The following is a 19,081-nucleotide window of genomic DNA, read 5'->3' on the forward strand; positions in this document are numbered from 1 at the left end:
AGTTTTTCAACACCGATAGACACGGCTAGGGTACAGATGCTGAAAAACGGGAATGATCGTTTTTGTCACCTCGAGCGTAGTCGAGAGGTCTACAAGAGGTAGATATTCCTCCATTCTGCTATTGTCCGGGAGCAGTAGATGTCTCGACTTCGCTCGACATGACAGAGTGGCCGCTCGACATGACAAAGTGGCCTCTCAGAATGACAAAGTGGAACGCTCAGAATTACAGAGTGCAGTTTCTGCTTTTCGAGTTTGCAAAAACAAAACTTGAATTTCGGCGCATTATATAATCTGAATCTGGCAGCTACGCATTGTTTCGATAGCCGCGTCATGTTTTTGTGGCGTAACGCCTGCGCAGCATTTTGGATCGAGGGAAATTTTCATCTCAGGGAGAGTTGCTTTTAGGAGAAGGGCGTTTGAAACTACGCAAATGTCGGTGCAAAGTCCGCAAATCTCTACTTCAAGTTCTCCTTTTTCGTTTTCGTACATTTCTTTTATTGTCTGTGCGAGTCTTAAAGAACCAAAAGTCGGCTTGTCAAAAATCTTTGATTCGTCCAAAAGTTCCTGAATGTCTTTTCGGATTTGCCAGCCTTCCGTTCCGCGGATGCAATGGCGCACCGGAAGATGTTCGCCTTCCTGTGTTTCGAGATAGTTCTCTTCGTGAGTGTCTCTCGTTGCAAAAATGTTACTTTTTTCGTAACTTTTAATTTTGCTTTTTACGTTTTCAACAATAGCCACGGCCTCTTTTGTTCCGAGCGCCGCGTCAATAAAATCGTTCTGCATGTCGATGACTAAAAGAATCTTTTTCATATTTCTTTCCTGAATAAAAATATTGGCTTGCACCTGTCGCGCTAAGTGTTCATAATTCTAAAGAAAAAATCAAATTAAGGGTATCTGATACGGAGAAAATTATGGCCGCAAAAAAAACTAATGCAATGCGCATTCTTGACGGATTAAAAATAAAATACGAAACACTTGCCTACGATGATGACGGTGAGCATGAACTTAGCCGCGGTGCTGCGGAGCGAATTGCTGAAAAACTTGGCATTGACCCGGCAGCGTGTTTTAAGACAATCGTGATGCGAACAGAGTCCAAGCAGATTGTTGTTTTTTGCCAGAGTGCGACGCACGAAATCAACCTAAAAAAAGCTCGACAGGCTTGCGGGGCAAAAGAAATCAACCCTGTAAAACCAGACGAACTTTTGGCTCTTACAGGCTACATTCGAGGCGGTTGCAGCCCTCTCGGAATGAAGCGAAAATTTCCGACGTTCATCGACGAGTCCGCACTCAATTTTGAAAAAATCTACATCAGCGCGGGCGTTCGCGGGGAACAAATCGTAATCGCGCCCCAAGACCTCGTAAAAGCGACCTCTGCCGAAACCGTGGATTTGGTTCTGTGATTTTCCGACACGGATAAACACAGATAGGACACAGATAAAATGAAAAATGCCCGGAGGTTGAGCGTAGTCGAAGTCGTGGTGCATCTGTATCTTATCACCGTTCATCTGTGTTCATCTGCGTTAAAATTTTATGCCGATTCTTAAATTTTTATCAGTTCCTTCTATTTTATTGTCGTCGGTAAGGTTAAAATCAAAAACGCCGGAGGCAAAAAGCTGAAAATGATTTGCTGGCTTAAAACTGAGCCCTGCCCGTAATTCCGGGCAAAGTGATTTTGAATCCGTAAAGGCACATTTTATGAGCCCTTCAAAATTGAGCACTGACCACGCAAACAAATTTTCCTGGTGCCCAACGCCGGCTTTTAGCGCGAAGTGAGAAAGCTCTTTTTCAGCGTAAATTTGCGCATAAATCACCTTGTTTCCAAAAGAAATTCCAAATTCGGGATTCAGATTTTTGTTCGTTTCAAGAGAAAATTGCGGATGAATTTCGAACTTTTTCTTTAAAAGCCTGCCTGATTTTATGGCAGAATGCTTTTTTATGCCGGTGAGTTTTTTTAGATTCACTTCGTTTTGTGTCAAAAGGTGTTTGCCAGCAACCAATTCTTTTGCGACAAAGCGACTCAGAACGATTTTTTGAGTTTCTCCTTCGTCGGTCAGAATTCCTTCCGCATCAAAATGCTGAATTTGCATCGTTACAGAAATCGGAAAAACAGAATCCTTGTAAAAAATCGCCTTAAAATCTTGATTTCCCGCAAAACCGACGATTGTTTTTCCGTTGAGCGTAAGAACCGGAAGTTTTCTTTCAAAATCCGTAAGGCTGGCTTTTCCGTCGTAAACGTTCGCTAGGAGCTGATTTTTGCTGTTTAGCACAGCCATTTCAAAATCACCTTCGATTATGAGCTGAGTGCTTCCAATAGTGCCAAAAACTTCGTTTTCGTTCAGTGCAAAAAGAGTGGCAAGATAGCTTTCGCAAGCGTGCATGTCAATAAATGTATTTTCCGTTTCCGAAAATTTTCCGTCCGTGAGCAAATTCACGATTTTAGTTCCGAAATTGCCAGATTTTTCAGCTGCTTTTTCATCAGAATCATTTTTTTCTGGAAAAACTGCAGAAACGATAAGTTCGCCCGTGGAACGAAGATTGACGAACTTTTTGTAATAATCCTTGACTTCTGGGTAAAAATAGGTGAGTGTGCGTGAAAGCTGAACCGGAAGATACGTGCCAGTCTTGAACGGCTGGTAATCGCGTCCGAGAATTTTGTTGTAAATCACGTTGATTTTTGGAAGATATTCTTCGTTGAATTTTTGTGACTCAGTGTTCCAGGCGTTTGCAAGGATTTTTGAGCGACCGAATTTCTTAAAAGTCCACTTGCCAAAATTCGGGGGAAGAGAAGGAATAAAATCCTCTCCGCTCACAATGTTCCAGATGAATCCGTATTTTGCGTCGTGCGCCTCGGCCAGAGTCGTAACGTTTGCGCAGGCAAAAGTGTAGGAAAAAATCCGGGACGTGTCGAAAGATGAATCGTTTGCTAGTTTGTAAGAAATTAGGTTCGCGATTGAAGCTCCGCGGCTGTGCCCCGTAAAAAGAAAAGTTGATTTTTTTGGGTCTGCGTTGTGTTTTTTTAGGAATGCGACGAGTTTTTCGTAGACGAGTTCTGCCGAAAGATTGAATCCTTCGTGAATCGTGATGTTTGCCTGAGTCGTGTCGCTAATGTTCAGGTTTGAAATCCACTCGTTCGCGCTCAAAGGCGTTCCTCGAATCACCACGAAAATCAAGTTGTCTTTTTTTGCGAAGCTGACGGCGGACTGGTCGTTTCCGAAAGTTGATTCGTAATCAATGTCGTAGTGAAATTCGATGTTGCTTTCGGCAAAGCCCATTTTTTTGTAAATTGTGTGAAGCGCGTTCTGATTGGGGTTCTTGCTCACATCGACATAAGAAACTTCTGCGAGCAGGCAGGCGATTCGTGCTATGTTGTGGTTGTATTCAAACGAATCTGATTCCGAGAACCATTTTTCGTCCCATTCACATTCAATCTGGGCAGGCGGTTCCGCCCGCGCGATAAGCCCTTGCACCGGCACAGTGATTTGTTCCGCAAATGCGGCTGTGAGAAAAGTTATACAAAAAAAAAGCAGCAGGATTTTTTTCATAATGAAATATTATAGAACAAAATGCATGAAGTATGAAGAAAGAATGCCGTGCTTCATGGCATCCGAATTATAAACTTGCAAGTGTAAAAAAATTGTCTGCACTACCGTAAAAAGCCGTTTTTGTTCACGCGGTGCAAGGTGCAAGGAAAATTATTGACGCCGCAAAGCGGCTCACCTTGCAAACGTTCACAAAAGCCGTTTTTTACTCTCGTTCCGACAATTTTTTTGTCAACTTTCCTGTAATTCGAAAGCCCTGTGCGTGATTGATTCTCTCGTGACAGGGCAATCTTTTAGTCGTGCACTTTCTTGCGGAAAGAAAATTACTGAATTCTCGCTTTGTCGAAAAGCGGGGAGTTGATGAAAGCCGAAAGCGACTCTTCCCAGGTTGGCAAAGCGATTCCGAGCGTTTGCTGGATTTTTTTCTTGCTCAAAACAGAATATGCCGGGCGTTTTGCCGGGGTAGGGTAGTCTTCCGTTGCGCAAGGATTTACGACGCATTTTTCGTTCGTAAGAAGACCTTTTTTGTCAGCCTGTTTTTTTATTTCGTTCGTAAAATCGAACCAAGTTGTCTCGCCCTCATCCGTAACGTGGTAGATTCCGTTCGGAATTTTTCGGTCTGTGAGCTGGGATTCTGAGCGAATCTGAATGATTTTTAGAATCACTCTGGCGAGCGTTGCGCAGTTTGTAGGTGTGCCCCGTTGGTCAGAAACTACTTTTACGCTTTCGCGGGAGTTCATTGCCCGAATCATCGTGTAGACAAAATTTTTCCCGTTGAATCCGTAAAGCCACGCCGTTCTAAGAATGTAAAAATCCTCGGTTTCTTCCTGAACGGCCTTTTCTCCGCCCGCTTTTGTTTTTCCGTACACACCGAGTGGTTTTATAGGCTCATCTTCGCCGATTGGAGAAGTTGACGAGCCATCGAAAACATAATCTGTTGAAATATGAATTAACGGAACGCCCATGATTTTTGCAAGCCGTGCGATATTTCGCGGCCCGTCGGCATTGAGCTTTTGAGCCAGTTCAATGTCGCGTTCCGCATTGTCAACGGCTGTGTAAGCCGCACAGTTCACAATTGCTGTGATTTTCTTTCCGCCCGAAAAATCTTTGAGAGAATCAAAATCCGTAATGTCAACATTTCTGTCTGTCCCGACAAAATCAATTTTATTTTCCGAAAGAGTGCTGCAAAGCTGAGAGCCGAGCATTCCGTTTGCGCCGATAATCCAAACCATAAGCTTAATTTAAGTATGAAGTAAGATGTATGATGTATGAAAAAGATTTAAAAATCATATTTCATATTTCATACCTCATATCCCATACTTACAAATTTCTCCCTTCGTAGTTTTTCTGAATCCAGTCTTTGTATGCACCGCTCTTGATGTTGTTAACCCAATCTTCGTGAGCTAAATACCAGCGGATTGTGGCAAGAAGTCCTTGCTCGAAGCTCATTTTGCGCTCCCAACCGAGCTTTGTTTTTGCCTTTGTGCAGTCAATCGCATAGCGGCGGTCGTGTCCTGGGCGGTCTTTGACGTAAGTGATTGTTTTTCGCACTTCTTCGGCGTTTTTGCCCAATTCTTTTGCAGTCAAGTCGATGACCGTGTTCAAAAGCTTGATGTTCTCCCATTCGTTTTCGCCGCCCAAGTTCCACTTTTCGCCAGCAGGTGATTTGTTCACGATTTCCCAAACGCCGCGGTTGTGGTCCTCGACATAAATCCAGTCGCGGATATTCTTTCCGTCGCCGTAAACTGGCAAGTTTTTGCCTTCTTTGATGTTTGAAATCATAAGCGGCAAAAGTTTTTCTGGGAACTGGAGAGGACCGTAGTTATTGGTGCAGTTTGAAAGCGTTACAGGAAGCGCGTAGGTGTGGAAGTAGGCGAGCGCGATGTGGTCTGAACTTGCCTTGCTTGAAGAATACGGAGAGCGCGGGTCATACGGTGTGTCCTCGCGGAAATAGCCCGTTTCGCCGAGACTTCCGTAAACTTCGTCGGTTGAGATGTGGTGGAACAAAACGTCGTCGCGCACGTTGTCGAGCGAGCAGCCCCAGTAATTGCGCGCAACGTCAAGAAGCGTATATGTTCCCATGACGTTTGTTTTGATGAAGGCTTCAGGGCCAAGAATTGAGCGGTCAACGTGGCTTTCTGCTGCAAAGTGAATTACTGTGTCGATGTCGTACTGCTTGAAAATGCGCTCGATTTGCTCACGGTTGCAGATGTCCACTTTCTCAAAGATGTAGCGAGCCTTATCGCCGAGGGCAGCCTTTCCGTATTCTTTTTCCACTGCTTCAAGGTTTGCGGGATTTCCCGCGTAGGTCAGGCAGTCCACGTTAATGATTCTGCCCTTAAAGCCTGCGTCTTTGAAACACTCTTCGCCCGAAGTGCTTTTATCCAAAAGATAATTGATGAAGTTCGAGCCGATGAACCCGCATCCGCCCGTAACCAAGATGTTAGTTAATTTTCTAGCCATTGTTTTTCTCCGTATAATTTTTGTTGTACAGCGTCACTCCGAACTTGTTTCGGAATCTCAATGCGATATACAACGTCATGCTGAAAACAAGTTCAGCATGACGTTATTCTTTTTAAGCACCTATCCATTCAACTTTGTTTGAAAGACCGTCTTTGACGGCGAAGTACTTTCCGTTCAAATCAAAAGCAGGGTGCTTGCCGTCTTTGTCGCTCAAAAGCGGCGTGATAGATGGCGCAACTGCGTTCCAATCGATTCCGATTGTCTTGTCGTTCCACATTAAGCCGCCCTCGCCTTTCGGGTCGTAGAAATCCGTGCATTTATAGGCAAAAACCGCTGTGTCGCTCAAAACATAAAAGCCGTGAGCAAAGCCTTCTGGGATATAAAACTCGTTTTGCTTTTCGCTGTCGAGGATAACGCCGTAATATTTTCCGAATGTGGCAGAACCGACTCGCAAATCCACCGCCACGTCGTACACTTTGCCGGAAACTGCGCGCACGAGCTTTCCCTGCGGGTGTTTGGTCTGAAAATGAAGACCGCGCAAAACGCCCTTGCTTGAAGAAGACTGATTGTCCTGCACGAACTTCATCGTCAAGCCCGCTTCAAAAAAATCCTTTTCGCTGTACACTTCAAAAAAGTATCCGCGAGCATCTCCGAACACTTTCGGCTGTATTTCGTAAAGCCCTTTTATCTCAACGCCGTCAACAGCGCATTTCTTAAACTCGAACGGCATTTCTAACCTCTCTGAGCGATGTATCGCAAGTATTCGCCGTATTCTGTCTTGTAGCCTGCGGCAAGGTCGAGCAAATGCTCTTTTGTAATCCAGCCGTTTGCAAAGGCGATTTCTTCCAAGCAAGACACATACATTCCCTGTCGTTTCTGTATTGTTGCGATGAAGTTAGAAGCCTCGTTCAAGCCGTCGTATGTTCCAGTATCAAGCCAAGCCATACCACGACCGAGAAGCTCCACAGAAAGAGAGCCACGCTCAAGATATGCGTTGTTGACCGCCGTGATTTCGATTTCGCCACGAGCAGACGGCTTTATGTCTTGCGCGATTTTCACGACTTCATTGTTGTAAAAGTAAAGACCTGGGACTGCGTAATTTGACTTTGGTTCTTTTGGCTTTTCTTCAATGCCCAAAACTTTGCCTGTTTTGTCGAACTCCACAACACCGTAAGCGGTCGGGTCTTTTACCATATAGCCAAAAATCACGGCTTCTGCGGTTTTGCTTTCGATTTTGTTCCTTGCGTTTTTGAGCGTCTGCGTAAAGCTTTGCCCATAGAAAATATTGTCGCCCAAAACGAGCGCAACATCATCAGAGCCGATGAAGTCTTTGCCCACGATAAAAGCGTCTGCAAGACCTCTCGGTTTGTCCTGCACGGCATAGCTAAACTTCATTCCAAGCCACTCTCCGTCGCCGAAAAGCTCTTCAAAGAGCCTGATGTCGCGAGGGGTTGAGATTATCAAAACTTCACGGATTCCTGCGAGCATAAGGCAAGAAAGCGGATAGTAAATCATCGGTTTGTCATACAAAGGCAAAATCTGCTTTGAAACTGCTTTTGTGATTGGGTATAGGCGAGTTCCAGAGCCGCCTGCTAAAATTATTCCTTTCATTGGAGTGTCTCCTGTATGAGTATATTATATTTTGCTAAGGTGTTTGTAAGTACAGTATAGCAAAATGTTAAAGTTTAGTTGCTGGTAATGTATATTTTTCTTAATAACTTCCCTAAAATGCGGATGGGTTTTGTAAGTTTCCAAGATTTGCTGTTATGCAGTGCGTTAATTTTAGATTGCAGCTCAGCAGCATTAGTGCGCAGATTTGCGATGGTCGCAGAACAAGTTTCATCAAGAGTGAAAACCTTCATGTTAAAAAACAAATTTGATTTTTCATGTCCGCTTATGTCCACATAAATTTGCGGGTCTGTGGTGTTGAAGAAATAAGCGTTGTTTTTCTGCATGTATGCGTTGGTTGTAAAGGAAAGGTCCGTGTTTTCTGATTTGATAGAAATGTCTTTTACGATGCAGCAATGGTTGGAAGGATCTATGCGAAGTGATTTTAGGTCGTCACGAGCGTTAACGGTTATTGGGAATTGATAGAACACATCTTTCTCATCACCATTAAAGCCTTTCCCAGTATCGTAGAAAACATCGATGTAATCAGATAGTTCAACTTTGTATGGATTTAAGATTTCTTTTCGTATGATTTGTGAAATCGAAAGAAAACGAGCATTACCTATCCATTTCTGGAATCCATTTACTTCGATGTTAAAATAATTATCAGCTTCATTTTGATTGATTGCACCCCCCTCATAACCTGTGTAACTTGGAAAAAAACGTGAGCGAGATTGATTATTAAAAAAATTCAATAAACTTCGGTATTTTATATATTTCACCGGAATCGCAAAATCAAATGTCCACTCGTAGTCGATGACATTCCAGTTTCCGTCAGAATCGACAATCACGTTCTGGAAAATCTGGTCGATGTTGCCGACAGGAAGGGCTTTTTCACCATCAACAAACGCGTTTTCACCGAAAATCTCATTAGATTTTTCGTTTGCGTGAAAATCTACAGTCGCCAGTTTGTCCAATTCGTCAAAAAAGATTCTGGCTGCGGAATAAAAACCGTCAATGTCTTTGTTTTTGAGATAACCGTCAAGAATCTGATCGTAGCTTGTGCCTTCAAGATACTCAAAATCAACGAAATCATCGCCAGAAGCAAGAATTTTGTTCGCTTTGAATTTTGTTCCGGAAAACATCTCGTTCATGGCTATTTCGTGTTTTTTCATCGCAAGCACATGAGGCCGGGCAGATTCTTCCATTGCGCTCTTGCGCACGATTTTCTTTCCGTCACGCTCAACAATCTGCGTTGAGATTCTGAAAGAGGCTGCCCTGTCGTTTGAGTATTTTGTGTAAAGAATCTTTTCTTTTTCCATAATCAGCATTTCTCTTGCTATTCCTTTGGCACTTCAATCAAAAACGAGTTCGAAAATGTCTTGAAGTAATCCGTTCCTGCCATACTGTCGTAGGCCTTTGCCTCATCAAAGAGCATGTATCGGCTCTGGTCCATGTTCATAAGATTCATCGTAAGCTCTCCAGTTTTTGGCAGTCGTTCGTCCGAAAAAATCTGCATTGGGAATTTGTAATCCGGGTACGGATACATGAAGCGGTAACTGCTTATACCGCAGTCTGAAAAAAGATGCTCGAACTCCCCTCGGCTGAAAGTGACTGCTCCGTTAGTGGTCGTGTAGCCTTCAATGCCCTCGAAATTTTTTCCCACATGGTCTTCCTTGCAGCCAGCGAAGTATTTGAGTCCCAAGCGGTTTTCGATTGCTATGTAGAGGCGGCCTCCTGTCTTGAGGTGGCGAAGGGCAATCTTGAGGAAGTCCTTGTAAGGCTCTTCTGAGTGAATGTAGCTGCGCCCGTACTCGAATACGCCGATGAGAGTCACCACATCGAATTCGCCAAGATGAGGCTCGACGGTTTCGAAGTTGCCTACATAGATTTTCAAGTTGTCCATATCCCGGTTTCTGAACGCGTTTATCTCTCTGCGTTTTTTTGAAAGTTCCACGCAGGTGACGCTCCTTGCCTTTTCGCAGAGTTTTCCCGTAATCGCCCCCATGCCAGAGCCTATTTCAAGCACTGTGTCGTCCTTCGAGATTCCGACACCGGCGAGAATGTTTTGGCGAATGTACGAGAGATGGTAAAGAACCGCCCAGTTTTTTCTTTTTGCGATGTACTCCTCATAGGCAGACGGCGGATTGTCCCGCACGAACGCGAGGATTTCGTCCTCGATGGCGCCGTCGCTGTAGAGGTCCTTTCCGGGATAGTAGGTTAGGTCGAGGCTGACTTTACCGATGTTTTCTTGCATAGCACTATTCTCCTATAAGTGCATTTTTTGCTTTTTTTAATATTTTGTACACGAGTGGATGCTTTTTTACACAGCAAACCACAAAGTTCCTGAATGTTATGCTATTCTGATTTTGTGGTATGTAACATCTGTGAACAGACTCAAGATATTTAAAATAACTCCATCTTTCCCTCAACAATTCTATATTCACAGGAGTTAATAAAATTTTCCGTAAAAATTCTTCCGTGTCCTTTGCGACATCAGAAGTTTTTCTAATATTCTGCGAACAATTTTCTGAAACTTCCGCTAATTCATTGATTTTATGAATCAAAGTTGGAATTTCAGACAATTTCTTAAACATAAAGACATTTCCCTCATAATCAGGAATGCAATTTTTGAATAATTCGCGATTCAACTGGTTATCGTTTACGATAATTTTCTTATTAAAATCACGTGCATAAAGATTTACCAAACCAAAACCTTCATATACGCTTGGGAATATTATGCAAGTGCATTTTTCCAAAAGTTCATTTATGAAGGAATTTGACAAGTTGCCGCTCTTATATCCAAAAATATTTTTTTCTATTTTTCCAGTTTCCTTTGCTCCCAAAATAATAAAATTTGTTTTAGTGTCCTTTATGTTAGAAACCGTTTCTGAAAGCATTTTATGCTTGAAAGAATTTCCAAAGATAAGGCAAAACGAAGCAAATGGCAAATCCTCATTTTCAATTTTAGATTCTCTAGATGAAGCATGATAAATTCTTTTTACAGGAATATTTCTCTTTTCAAAAAGATGCGGGAAATACGCTCTCGTATCCTCAAGTGTAAAATCACTGATCCCTACTATTCCCTCTGTGAATTTTATTGATAGTTCAAATATTTTTTCTGATTCCCAATTCTTATCAAGAAGATAATTGCACCTCAGTGCTATGACATCCTGCATACAGAAAACATAATGAAGACAAGTTCTATTCAAAATAAACAAATGGTCGATATGGAAAATCTGTGATGCTATTCAATATATTTTTTTCAAGTTCATCAGATTCAGGACCACAGTCATTTACTAATAATACAGTATGTTTTTTATCAAGATACTCTTTTAATGATTCAATGCATAGATCAAGGGTATTCCAATCCTTATAAACTGGAACGATTATGGTTACATTTCTCATTTATTTTTCCTTCTGCAAATTTTTCTTTCTGTATGGTCAAACAAATATAATTTGTATTCAGAAAGCGACATTTTCATTAAAATTTGAAAACCTATATTATCCAATTATAAATTGAAAGCATCCTGCACATCAGGTCGGACTTCTTTGTTCGCCTTATAGAGCACACCTTCAAATTCAAGGAAAACCTCACAGTAATCATCTTTGTTGAATGCCCAGCCCCGAATTTCGGTGGCTGTTTCCGCTTCCGCCCGAAAGAATTACCGGTATGATTGTCATAAATAAAAAACTCCTCAAACTTAGAAAAATGCAGTGCATTTTTTCTGACATCTCTGTCCATAAGTTCAAGGAGTTTTTGCTTGTCGTTTTGTTCTGTCGGTTGCTTATATTTATTTCAAAAACATATCGCCGATTGTCACGAGCTTCACATTGTTTGCGTCCGCATTTTCCTGCACCCATTTTGTAAAGCCGCTCTTGCTGAACGCATAGAAAAAAGTTCTGCCCGCATGCGGAAAAATTGATTTTCTTGAAAGCATCGTCTCAAAATCAGTCTTGTCGAATTCCTCGTTCTTGAATTTGCATTCGCCGATTATGATTTGCTCGCGTTTTCTGTCCATCATGAGAACATCAATATCATCCTGCTATTTTTCGTTCGGGATTGTTGCCCCACCATTTTCCGTAATTTTCAGGGATAAACGGAAGCCTCATTTTCTTTGCGAGCCTGAGCATGTATTCAAGGCATATTCCTTCAAAAATACACCCCAAATGCTGGTTCAGGTTTTCCGGCATGAAAATTTCCTCGGCGGCATTTTTTGCGCCAAGAATCTCGTAATAGCTTTTTCGTTCAAAAAGAAAATGATACCAGAACAGAAAATAGTTGTCCGAGATTCTGTAAATTGTTTTCCGAGAGTTTTCATCGTCTCCGCACGGAACCGATTTTTTTACGAGTCGGATTGTTTGCAGCGTCTTCAGATATTTAGAGCATTTTTGGCTTTCCTCATGGATTTTTGACGCAATGTCATTTATCCTTGTCGCTCCGCCTGCAATTGCTTCCAGAATGCTGTTGTAAACGGCGGTCTCCCGGAGTTCTTGCCGCAACAGAAAACTCGGCTCGTCTTTCAGAAAACTTCCTTCCTTCAAAATACGAGTCGCGACATTTTCCTTTACGGATTTTTCCGGGTCAAATGCTTCCAGGTAGCATGGAATGCCGCCCAAAATGCCGTAGGAAATCAGCTTGTCAGCATCAGAATATTTTGGAAAAAATTCCGCGCTTTCAAGATAATCAAAAGCTTTCAGCTCAATGTGCGCCGTCGAACGCCCGAAAAGCGGACTTTTGTGGGCAAGAACCTCGTCTTCCATAAAACTTACGCTCGAACCACAGAGAATCAGGAATATGTTTTTGTTTTTCCAGTTTCTGTCGATTGTGTGCTGTAGTATGCTTTTTATTGAAGGATTTTCCTGTGCGATGAACGGGAATTCGTCCACAATCAGCACAAGTTTTTCGCTTTCCGATGTCTTTTTTGTTATGTAGTCGAACGCAACTTCCCAGTCAGGAAATTCACCGAAGAAACTTCCTTCAAAATAGTTCTGCACGGATTTTGAAAAATCAAGAAGATTCAGCGCGTCGTTTTTTTCCTGAGCAGAGTACATCAATGTTTTGTGGCTGCGGGAAAATTCTTGCAACAACGAAGTCTTTCCGATTCGCCTACGCCCGTATAACACAAGGAATTCGAACCTGGCTGATTTATATAAATCCTCCATTATTGAAAGTTCTTCTTTGCGACCTAAAAACATATTTGCCTCCAATTCTATACACTCCAAAGTATCATACTCTAGAGTATATAAAATTTAAAGCTTGTCGCTTTTACTTTACTCAAACTTATAGATAGAAATGTCAAAGAACATGAACAAAAACGCTGCTGCGTCTTTGTTCAACAAGTTTTGCAACGCAAAACCCGCATATTAACTACGGAATTTTCCTGACAGAAAATTCTCGCACTGCTTTCATCACAGATTTTTTTGGCGAAGCATTGCCTCTAAACCAAGCAATGTCACCGTATGCGCTCATTGTCGAAGGATTCAGAACGCAAGAATCCCGCAAGCGACTCCCTCCACTCAGGAAGTTTTATCCCCAGCGTCCTCTGAACCCTCGTCTTGTTGCGGACGCTGTATTCGGGCAAAAATTCGGTCATCTGTCTGGTTCTCGATTATTTTTAGAATCGCACAACACCAATCATCAGATGGAAAATGGTGAGATCAATTTATTGCATACTTATGACAGAGGCTTGCCGTCAGACAGTAATTTATTAAATGACTCTTTAGGCAAATCAAATGATATGTTCGATGAATTGTTGGATTTGGAGGAAAAATTTAGTGATTGATTTTTTCTCATATGCCGAAGCTGTACCGACCCAAAAAGAATTTGCTATTTGTGATGATAATAATCAGCAACCGGTTTCAATCGAGCATGTTGGAGATTCAGAACATCAGGTTATTGTCATAAGCAACAACCGAAGTGATTATTCTTTCATTGCGGTTGACCATAACATTCCCCTAAAGCGAATTGAGGGGGCTGATGACAATATATGTGATGCAATCCTTTACACAACTGAAACCATTTGTTTCATTGAGATAAAATGCTGGCGTGGAACTGGTTGGATTGCAAAAGCCTCTAATCAAATTCTTTCGACACTTAGACATTTCAATAAAAATCATCCGAATGATGAGCACAAATTTAAAGATGCATATTTGTGCAACTGGAAACAGAGACGAAAATTATTGAACGAATCTCATAAAGAACTGAAAAGTTCATTTATGCGAGAACACACGCTACATTTGTACATCTCGAATACGATAAATGAACTGGTGTAAAATCATTCAAAGTTATATCTCAATACTCCTCATCCACCGAGTACGGCACAATCTGACTCACGCTCTCGTCCATGTCGAGCCAAGCACGCGCAACCGCCAAATCCAGTCCGTCGTCAATGTCCACAGCGGTGCGCTTGTCGATTATGAAGCGGTACGGATTCTTGCCGTGGAAATATGACCACTCAATCATCTTTTTTCGTGGTGCGAGAAGGATTCCGTCCGTAACGATGTACAGGTTCGGAAGCTGCTGAGACGGGACATGCTTCAAGCCTAGTTCGTAGTTTACAGGACCATTTTCGTCCCAAAGATACCGCTTGATGATTTCGAACGACACAAGAGAGTCAAAACCTTTTTCCAATGCAGGAAAATATTCCGAAATCTCCTTTCGGTAAGTCTTCGGGAACACAAGCGGCGAAGTGCAGGTCGCCTATATCCTAACAGAAAATAAAGAATCTAATGCCCCCAGAAAGGAAAATAGTTCTGATTTCGTCCAGAAATACGTTTTTCCTAGAGCAATTTTGCTAAAACAGATTCTAACCGCACCTTCCCGTCATCTGTATTTAGAAACCATTCATGAGTAAAAATATTGACAGTTCGACCAGTAAAAATAGAGCGTTTATATTTCAAGAATTTGAGAAAACTGTATTTTTTCTCAACACGTATATCGGTTCGTACATATTTGCAGCCAGTTTCAGCATCATGCACAGGCTCTCCATTTTGAACTAAAATATTTTCTCTGTTATTTAAACAATAAGAATTTCTTTTGTCATCTGAACAAAAAAGCAGTTTTAAAGGATATTGTACATTTGTCACCATTTTTTTTATTTCGTTTTTTGTTCCCTTAAAACCGTGCAATCTTAAAGATCCTGTAAGCGTTTTTTTACCACAAATCTGTTCCAAATTTTCCATGCAAAGGATATAGTCGGCATAAAGTTTTTCTTTGTGAATTGAAACATATTCTGAATTTACATTCCTTGCATGAAAACCGAACTTAAGCCAATCAGAATTTTCTTCAAACGCTTTTTTGAATTTTCTTGTACACATTGCTAAATTAAAATACTCATCTTCGTAAAAACAATATAGTGTTATATTTATAGCTGTTCGAAAATGCAAATCTTTCAGATAATTAAGAAGTGGCTCATCAAACGGCGATTCGTAGTTCATTTCTGTAATGTTCTTGAAAATTCCAATTGAGTCGTCTATTGAAAAATTTATATACTCTGTTTTTGTATAGGATGATGTAGAAGGTAGGACAAGTTTTCTCATCGTACTTTCAAATTTTGCTATTTGTTTGTCGCGTTTTATATCCACAAAAACAAAATTGTTTCCATCACACTCACCAAAACAATCGATTGTTTTTTCTTTACAGCCAGTTTTAACTGTTGCTATTCCTTGCCACCTATTTTGGATAAAAATCAATCGACAAAATTTGTTTTTCGGAATATTGAGTGTAATCAATTTTAGTTGTTCAGAATCGCAGCCTTGTGGTAAATCATAGGCTCGCCATCCTACAAGCATTTCTTTTTGTATATTGTTTTCTCCGATACAAATCTGTTTTGCCGAATAAAAATGGTCATCTACAATGCAACCTAGCAGCCAAATTTCATTTCCTTTAGCGTTTACATTGCATTTGCCAGTGGCATTTATAAAAAATTTTCGATTATTTTCGATTATTTTCGATTTAGAATCGTTGTTGTAATTTTTAATCCACTTCAAAATTTGAGGGATATTATTCCTATAAAGCTTGTTAAGATAATGTTCTGTCTCAGAAATGACATAGCCATTATTATCTATAATTCCCACAAGAGTTTCTTTTAATAATGTTTCCACAGATTTTATGCATTTTTTATTTCTGTTTTGTTGTTTGATATTTGCATATAACCTTTGAAAAACATTAAACTGCCTGTTGTTTCTGTATAATTTTTGAGACATGAATTCTCTCATGTTTGGAGTGAGCCAACTAAAGTTTCTGTCTCGGACATCTGCATATGTATATTTGCCCTTGTAATCTGGCATTACACCTAGCGACAAAAATGCATGGCAGGCATAGCAATATTCGGAGCAGCATAAATTGCCAACAGGCATTTCTGGTATGAACTTGCAATCATGGTCAAAAATGTTGCCGATGATGTTTTCTTGGTAACATTGTCTAATCTCTCCATTGCCAAGATTAATTGTGTATGACCAAGCTCCAGCATAACAAAAACCTTTGCTTTTATTTTTTATAACATCGAATCGTATATTGAACAAGTCTGAGTCATATGATTGCCATATTTTTTCGTATTCATCTACGGGATGATTTGTCATCAATTTGTATCCTGATGTCAGTTCATCACGCAGTGCAGTTACATGCGGAAAAGCACCGACCTCATTCATGCACATTTTCTTTATTTCATTCTCATCTTGCATTAGACCGTCATAAGCGGCAAGTTCTATTGAAAAAGAAACACCAGAATTTCTCATAAGATGGACATTGCTCCAAAATACATCAAAAAGATTTTGTCTTTTTAATTCCGTCCAATGAAAAGAAAATTTTATAAATAGTCGTTCACGATATTCTTTTGGGAAATTCGCTAGCGCAAGGAATCGTTCGGATAAAGAGCCGTTAGTAATTATTGATACATAGTGGCCACAAGAAAGCATCGCCTCTATAATGTCTATCATATATGGATATAGTAAGGTTTCCCCGCCTGCACAAACATTAAGCAAGCAGGTGCCACCCAGAAAATCCTTTGAGAAACCATTTTTAATTTCTTCAATCGAATGGTTGTTTTTCCAAACGCTTCCGTTTTCACGATGCTGATGAACATAGCAATACGGGCAGTGAAAATTACAGACTTCTATAGGTACATAAATATCGATAAAACGCTTTAATTTAGGGACTTGATTTGGCTTGCCAAACGGAATCGTTTTCATTTACTGCATTTTCCTTTCAATATAATCTTTGTAATCTCAAATACCCGTGCAATCACATCGTCCATGTCGTAATACTTGTACTCCGCGAGCCTTCCGCCAAAAATCACGTTTTCTTCGCTATCGGCAAGTGCCTTGTATTTCTTGTAAAGTTCGGAATTCTTTTCGTCGTTCACAGGATAAAAACTCTCCATGCCGTCTTTCCACTCGGTTGAGTATTCGCGCGAGATAACCGTAACATCCTTGCCCCAGGCAGGATTCTCTGGCTCAAAGTGCTTATGCTCGATGATTCTCGTGTACGGAACTTCCTCCTCGGTGTAGTTGATTACCGCATTTCCCTGAAAGTTCTGCACATTGATTTTTTCGGTCTCAAAGCGGACAGTGCGGTATTCAAGCTTTCCGAATTTGAATTCGTAGAACTCGTCGATTTTTCCCGTGAACACGATTTTTTCGGCAAGATTCACGTAGGTCTCACGGTCGGCAAAGAAATCCGCGTCAGTTTTCGTCTCGATTCCTTCAAGAAGCCCCTCGATGAGTCTGTTGTAGCCGCCAATTGGGATTCCCTGGTACGAGTCGTTGAAGTAATTGTTGTCAAAAGTGAGCCGGACCGGAAGCCGCTTGATGATGAAGGCTGGAAGCTCAGTGCATTTTCGCCCCCACTGCTTTTCGGTGTAGCCTTTGATAAGTTTTTCGTAAATATCGCGCCCCACGAGAGAAAGAGCCTGCTCCTCAAGATTCTGCGGCTCGCGATCGCCCAATGCCTTGACGGCTTCAGCCTTCTGTTCCGCGATTTTTGCCTCAGCCTCTTTCGGGCTGGTAACTCCCCACATCTCGTAGAAAGTGTTCATGTTGAACGGAAGGTTGTAGAGTTTTCCTTTGTAATTTGCGACCGGCGAATTCGTGTAGCGGTTGAACGGCACGAACGAGTTCACAAAATCCCAGACTTCTTTATTCGAAGTGTGGAAAATGTGCGCCCCGTACTTGTGCACATGAATTCCATCGTCATCCTCGCAGTAGATGTTTCCGCCCAGGTGAGAGCGCTTGTCGATTACGAGACATTTTTTTCTAGCCTTGTTTGCAAGATATGCGAAAGTGATTCCGAAAAGTCCTGAGCCGACGATAAGATAGTCATATTTTTTCATATATTGCCCTTAATATTTCTGTTTTGGAAAATTATCATTTTACTAGCAATGTAATTTAGCAGAATCACTATTATGTTACTGATAAATTTCCATAACATAGCATTCCATTGCATTTTATCTACTGCAAACCACATAACCCCTACATCAATCAAACCTGTTGCAATTCGACATAAAAAAAACTTTATTAGTTCTACGCATACGATTGACAGACACCATGTCTTACTTTCAAATACCCAGATTTTGTTAGTAACAAATGCAAACAACACAGCAAAAAACCATGCAAGCACTGTTGACGGAACATTTTGTATTGAAAGTACATGGAAGAAACATCGGTAGCACAATAAATTTACTAGCGTTGTACAGATACCGAAAAAAGTATAAGCAATGAAACTTTTGTACTTAAAAAATAGGTCTTTAATTGACATTTTTCATTCCTTGTTTGAGTTTCTTGAAGTCACCGAGTGCTTTCCAACCGATTTTTATGATTTTCGGAATGTTAATCGAGTTTACTCCACCTTGCCGTGGTTTGAATGAAATCGGCTTGAACACCATCTTTTCTTTGTACCAAGCAAAATAAGTTGTCATCATGATGTTTGGCAAATTATAGTCGGGAGTCATTTTGTACAAATATTTCTTCACGACATCTGCTTTCATTAGCCGAAAAGGTGCGTTTGCATCGGGAATCTTTACGCCGAAGTAAAGCCTCAGCAGAAAGCACACCACTTTTTCAACAAATGCTCTTGACTTTCCATCTTCACGGACGGTGCGCACTCCAAAAATACCATCGTATTCACTCCTCAAAGTCCAAAACGCCTCAAATTCATCAGGATTTGTCTGCCCATCTGAATCTGTTTGAAAAATATACCCCCCCCCGCTATTTTGTATAGCATAATTATAAAGAGCAATAACTTTTTCACCGTGAAACTTACCAGTATTACTCAATATAATGAGTTTGGGAAATTCGCATTGAAGTGCTTCAAGAATTCTATGAGTATTGTCTTTACTCCCACTGTCTGCAATTACAATTCGAGAATTATCGCCCTTTCCATCAAGAATTGCGTACCATGATCTTACAACAGATTCAATGTTTTCTTCTTCGTTATAAGCCGGCATTACAATATAAAGTGTATCGTTCATTTT

Annotated in this window: 20 protein-coding genes; 3 read left to right on the top strand and 17 right to left on the bottom strand. The window is 41.0% G+C overall.

The window, feature by feature from the left end; all coding sequences use genetic code 11:
• Positions 1 to 282 precede the first annotated feature (282 nt).
• The gene (locus tag JI65_RS12030; protein ID WP_191016949.1) at positions 283 to 810 is read right to left on the bottom strand and encodes a cysteine hydrolase family protein; all 528 of its coding nucleotides are present in this window, start codon (positions 808 to 810) and stop codon (positions 283 to 285) included.
• 101 nt (positions 811 to 911) lie between these two features.
• On the opposite strand from JI65_RS12030, the gene ybaK reads away from it, so the two are divergent.
• Entirely contained in the window at positions 912 to 1,400 is a 489-nt protein-coding gene (gene ybaK / locus JI65_RS12035; protein ID WP_191016951.1) for a Cys-tRNA(Pro) deacylase, read from the top strand.
• A gap of 120 nt (positions 1,401 to 1,520) precedes the next feature.
• Here ybaK and JI65_RS12040 read toward each other — a convergent pair whose 3' ends face one another.
• The 11 genes from JI65_RS12040 to JI65_RS12085 all read right to left on the bottom strand — a co-directional run bounded on the left by JI65_RS12040 (position 1,521) and on the right by JI65_RS12085 (position 12,809).
• Positions 1,521 to 3,542: a lipase family protein gene (locus JI65_RS12040; RefSeq protein WP_191016954.1), complete on the bottom strand. Its 2,022-nt coding sequence runs from the start codon at positions 3,540 to 3,542 to the stop codon at positions 1,521 to 1,523.
• 320 nt (positions 3,543 to 3,862) lie between these two features.
• Positions 3,863 to 4,771: a dTDP-4-dehydrorhamnose reductase gene (rfbD, locus tag JI65_RS12045; RefSeq protein ID WP_191016956.1), complete on the bottom strand. Its 909-nt coding sequence runs from the start codon at positions 4,769 to 4,771 to the stop codon at positions 3,863 to 3,865.
• Positions 4,772 to 4,859: 88 nt separating this feature from the next.
• On the bottom strand, positions 4,860 to 6,002 hold the full coding sequence (gene rfbB / locus JI65_RS12050; protein WP_191016959.1) for a dTDP-glucose 4,6-dehydratase: 1,143 nt from the start codon (positions 6,000 to 6,002) through the stop codon (positions 4,860 to 4,862).
• A 112-nt stretch (positions 6,003 to 6,114) separates the two neighbouring features.
• On the bottom strand, positions 6,115 to 6,732 hold the full coding sequence (gene rfbC, locus JI65_RS12055; RefSeq protein ID WP_191016962.1) for a dTDP-4-dehydrorhamnose 3,5-epimerase: 618 nt from the start codon (positions 6,730 to 6,732) through the stop codon (positions 6,115 to 6,117).
• 2 nt (positions 6,733 to 6,734) lie between these two features.
• Complete coding sequence (gene rfbA / locus JI65_RS12060) at positions 6,735 to 7,613, bottom strand: glucose-1-phosphate thymidylyltransferase RfbA (protein ID WP_191016964.1); 879 nt, start codon at positions 7,611 to 7,613, stop codon at positions 6,735 to 6,737.
• A gap of 74 nt (positions 7,614 to 7,687) precedes the next feature.
• A complete protein-coding gene (locus JI65_RS12065; RefSeq protein WP_191016966.1) occupies positions 7,688 to 8,932 on the bottom strand; it encodes a hypothetical protein in 1,245 nt (414 codons plus the stop codon).
• 17 nt (positions 8,933 to 8,949) lie between these two features.
• On the bottom strand, positions 8,950 to 9,867 hold the full coding sequence (locus JI65_RS12070; protein ID WP_191016969.1) for a methyltransferase domain-containing protein: 918 nt from the start codon (positions 9,865 to 9,867) through the stop codon (positions 8,950 to 8,952).
• A gap of 4 nt (positions 9,868 to 9,871) precedes the next feature.
• Positions 9,872 to 10,789 carry a glycosyltransferase gene (locus JI65_RS12075; RefSeq protein ID WP_191016971.1) on the bottom strand — a complete coding sequence of 306 codons (918 nt, stop codon included), beginning with the start codon at positions 10,787 to 10,789 and terminating at the stop codon, positions 9,872 to 9,874.
• 25 nt (positions 10,790 to 10,814) lie between these two features.
• On the bottom strand, positions 10,815 to 11,018 hold the full coding sequence (locus tag JI65_RS12080) for a glycosyltransferase family 2 protein (protein ID WP_191016974.1): 204 nt from the start codon (positions 11,016 to 11,018) through the stop codon (positions 10,815 to 10,817).
• A 386-nt stretch (positions 11,019 to 11,404) separates the two neighbouring features.
• A complete protein-coding gene (locus JI65_RS17120; RefSeq protein ID WP_197971944.1) occupies positions 11,405 to 11,635 on the bottom strand; it encodes a hypothetical protein in 231 nt (76 codons plus the stop codon).
• Between the two features lie 13 nt (positions 11,636 to 11,648).
• Positions 11,649 to 12,809: an ATP-binding protein gene (locus JI65_RS12085; RefSeq protein ID WP_197971945.1), complete on the bottom strand. Its 1,161-nt coding sequence runs from the start codon at positions 12,807 to 12,809 to the stop codon at positions 11,649 to 11,651.
• A 236-nt stretch (positions 12,810 to 13,045) separates the two neighbouring features.
• Between JI65_RS12085 and JI65_RS12090 the strand changes: the two genes are divergently transcribed.
• Positions 13,046 to 13,396 carry a hypothetical protein gene (locus tag JI65_RS12090; protein ID WP_191016976.1) on the top strand — a complete coding sequence of 117 codons (351 nt, stop codon included), beginning with the start codon at positions 13,046 to 13,048 and terminating at the stop codon, positions 13,394 to 13,396.
• Positions 13,389 to 13,886 (top strand): hypothetical protein, encoded by a 498-nt coding sequence (locus JI65_RS12095; protein WP_191016978.1) that lies wholly within the window; start codon positions 13,389 to 13,391, stop codon positions 13,884 to 13,886. The genes JI65_RS12090 and JI65_RS12095 overlap by 8 nt, the downstream gene beginning before the upstream one ends.
• Before the next feature lie 19 nt (positions 13,887 to 13,905).
• On the opposite strand, the gene JI65_RS12100 is transcribed toward JI65_RS12095, so the two are convergent.
• From JI65_RS12100 to JI65_RS12120, 5 genes are all read right to left on the bottom strand, one after another.
• Positions 13,906 to 14,292 (bottom strand): glycosyltransferase family protein, encoded by a 387-nt coding sequence (locus tag JI65_RS12100; protein WP_191016981.1) that lies wholly within the window; start codon positions 14,290 to 14,292, stop codon positions 13,906 to 13,908.
• A gap of 101 nt (positions 14,293 to 14,393) precedes the next feature.
• Positions 14,394 to 16,802, bottom strand: coding sequence for a radical SAM protein (locus tag JI65_RS12105; RefSeq protein WP_191016983.1), 2,409 nt, complete (start codon positions 16,800 to 16,802; stop codon positions 14,394 to 14,396).
• Complete coding sequence (gene glf, locus JI65_RS12110) at positions 16,799 to 17,941, bottom strand: UDP-galactopyranose mutase (protein WP_191016986.1); 1,143 nt, start codon at positions 17,939 to 17,941, stop codon at positions 16,799 to 16,801. The genes JI65_RS12105 and glf overlap by 4 nt, the downstream gene beginning before the upstream one ends.
• Entirely contained in the window at positions 17,938 to 18,366 is a 429-nt protein-coding gene (locus JI65_RS17780; RefSeq protein ID WP_191016988.1) for a GtrA family protein, read from the bottom strand. Before JI65_RS17780 ends, glf begins: the two co-directional genes overlap by 4 nt.
• On the bottom strand, positions 18,356 to 19,078 hold the full coding sequence (locus JI65_RS12120; protein WP_191016991.1) for a glycosyltransferase family 2 protein: 723 nt from the start codon (positions 19,076 to 19,078) through the stop codon (positions 18,356 to 18,358). The genes JI65_RS17780 and JI65_RS12120 overlap by 11 nt, the downstream gene beginning before the upstream one ends.
• Between the last annotated feature and the right edge of the window lie 3 nt (positions 19,079 to 19,081).

Origin of the sequence: Treponema zioleckii, from assembly GCF_014737315.1 — a bacterium.
Classification (GTDB): Bacteria; Spirochaetota; Spirochaetia; order Treponematales; family Treponemataceae; genus Treponema_D; species Treponema_D zioleckii.

Bases quoted from the DNA above. Each gene is read 5' to 3' on its own strand.
- JI65_RS12030 (WP_191016949.1), bottom strand. From the start codon at position 810: ATGAAAAAGATTCTTTTAGTCATCGACATGCAGAACGATTTTATTGAC.
- ybaK (WP_191016951.1), top strand. From the start codon at position 912: ATGGCCGCAAAAAAAACTAATGCAATGCGCATTCTTGACGGATTAAAA.
- JI65_RS12040 (WP_191016954.1), bottom strand. From the start codon at position 3,542: ATGAAAAAAATCCTGCTGCTTTTTTTTTGTATAACTTTTCTCACAGCC.
- rfbD (WP_191016956.1), bottom strand. From the start codon at position 4,771: ATGGTTTGGATTATCGGCGCAAACGGAATGCTCGGCTCTCAGCTTTGC.
- rfbB (WP_191016959.1), bottom strand. From the start codon at position 6,002: ATGGCTAGAAAATTAACTAACATCTTGGTTACGGGCGGATGCGGGTTC.
- rfbC (WP_191016962.1), bottom strand. From the start codon at position 6,732: ATGCCGTTCGAGTTTAAGAAATGCGCTGTTGACGGCGTTGAGATAAAA.
- rfbA (WP_191016964.1), bottom strand. From the start codon at position 7,613: ATGAAAGGAATAATTTTAGCAGGCGGCTCTGGAACTCGCCTATACCCA.
- JI65_RS12065 (WP_191016966.1), bottom strand. From the start codon at position 8,932: ATGGAAAAAGAAAAGATTCTTTACACAAAATACTCAAACGACAGGGCA.
- JI65_RS12070 (WP_191016969.1), bottom strand. From the start codon at position 9,867: ATGCAAGAAAACATCGGTAAAGTCAGCCTCGACCTAACCTACTATCCC.
- JI65_RS12075 (WP_191016971.1), bottom strand. From the start codon at position 10,789: ATGCAGGATGTCATAGCACTGAGGTGCAATTATCTTCTTGATAAGAAT.
- JI65_RS12080 (WP_191016974.1), bottom strand. From the start codon at position 11,018: ATGAGAAATGTAACCATAATCGTTCCAGTTTATAAGGATTGGAATACC.
- JI65_RS17120 (WP_197971944.1), bottom strand. From the start codon at position 11,635: ATGATGGACAGAAAACGCGAGCAAATCATAATCGGCGAATGCAAATTC.
- JI65_RS12085 (WP_197971945.1), bottom strand. From the start codon at position 12,809: ATGTTTTTAGGTCGCAAAGAAGAACTTTCAATAATGGAGGATTTATAT.
- JI65_RS12105 (WP_191016983.1), bottom strand. From the start codon at position 16,802: ATGAAAACGATTCCGTTTGGCAAGCCAAATCAAGTCCCTAAATTAAAG.
- glf (WP_191016986.1), bottom strand. From the start codon at position 17,941: ATGAAAAAATATGACTATCTTATCGTCGGCTCAGGACTTTTCGGAATC.
- JI65_RS17780 (WP_191016988.1), bottom strand. From the start codon at position 18,366: ATGTCAATTAAAGACCTATTTTTTAAGTACAAAAGTTTCATTGCTTAT.
- JI65_RS12120 (WP_191016991.1), bottom strand. From the start codon at position 19,078: ATGAACGATACACTTTATATTGTAATGCCGGCTTATAACGAAGAAGAA.